2 protein-coding genes are annotated in these 1309 nt (G+C 60.0%); one reads left to right on the forward strand and one right to left on the reverse strand.

What is annotated here, in order from left to right; genetic code table 11:
• The coding region (locus GVI59_RS18590; protein WP_173575522.1) for a DUF4158 domain-containing protein at positions 1-781 on the reverse strand (781 nt) is incomplete at its 3' end.
• Between the two features lie 64 nt (positions 782-845).
• On the opposite strand from GVI59_RS18590, the gene GVI59_RS18595 reads away from it, so the two are divergent.
• Positions 846-1309: recombinase family protein (locus tag GVI59_RS18595; protein ID WP_242013221.1), on the forward strand; the 464-nt coding region annotated here is incomplete at its 3' end.

Genomic DNA, 1309 nt, shown 5'->3' on the forward strand with positions numbered 1-1309 from the left:
CGTATTGGTGAAAGCGGTCGATGTGAATGCGCTTGGCGACGACGGGATCAATCCCGATCTGTCGAACCTGTCTCAACAATTCCAGAATGCGCTTGATGTGATCCGGCTTGACGGCAACCGGTATGGTCTTGAGCGAGGCAAGTTGGCTGATGCTCCCTTCAGGCGTTGTGGCGAAAAGCCGATCCAGCGCCGTGACCTGATCGCCTGTGAGGCCCTGCGTTAACGCCTGCGCGGTCTTCCGTCGGGCCCGCGCCCGTCCCGCAATGCTGGCGCGTTCGATGGTTGAAATCGAAGGGAGTGCGATTTTGGCATGGCGTAGCGCGTCCATCACGGCCCGGACGATTACGATGCCGCTGTCCGTGGCCCAGGCTGCGTTTGCCGCAGCCTCGATCATGAACGGGACATCGGCTCTCTGGGGCGCGCGCAGGCCAAGGATCGTCATCAGATCGCGGGCATGATCGGTCATCGTCTGCTCCCGCGCGGCGTAATCGGCGAGGTCGCTGCCGGAAAGCTCAAGTTGGTCTGCCACGAAGGCGACCAACGCGGATGGCGTCGATCCGACGTCCTGCACAAACTGAGCCAGTGTTGTTCCCGGGTGCCTGAGTAACGCCAGTTGCACGGCAACGCCCATCTGGGTGCGTCGCCTGCGCCGGGAACCGATGATATCCAGATCCGATGGCTCGAAAGTGTAAAGGCGAACCAGACTGTCCCGGTCTGTCGGGATGGCGAGCATCTGATCCCGTTCCTGGGCTGTCAGCAGGTGATGTTTGAGCCTGGTCACGCTGTCATTCCGTCCACAAAAGGTCAGTCTCGGCTATGGACAGCGGAGAGTAAAGAGACGCATTATGTGGACGGATATTGTCGATCCGGAATGGTCATTCACTCAGTGTCCACAGAACGGTCGTTTGGGAGACGGTGCCATGGGCGGCATTCTGGGATACGCGCGTGTCAGTACCGGTGATCAGGATGTGGCCGGGCAGCGTATGCGATTGGAAGAAGCCGGTACGATCCGTGTGTTCACCGATGTGATGTCGGGCAAGAGCATGGAGCGACCAGGACTGGACGAGCTGCTGGAATACGCACGCAAGGGCGATACGCTTGCGGTTGTGCGGCTCGACCGCCTCGGTCGTTCACTGGGAGAGTTGCTGACAACGGTGACCATGCTCCGCTCACGCGGAATAGCGTTGCTCAGCCTGGAGGAGAAAATCGACACTTCCTCCGCAGCCGGAGAGCTGATCTTCCACGTCTTCGGCGCCATTGCGCATTTTGAGCGGCGACTGATCTCAGAACGTACACGCGACGGGATTGC

The sequence above is a fragment of the Acetobacter sicerae genome (genome assembly GCF_011516765.1).
Taxonomy (GTDB): domain Bacteria; phylum Pseudomonadota; class Alphaproteobacteria; order Acetobacterales; family Acetobacteraceae; genus Acetobacter; species Acetobacter sicerae.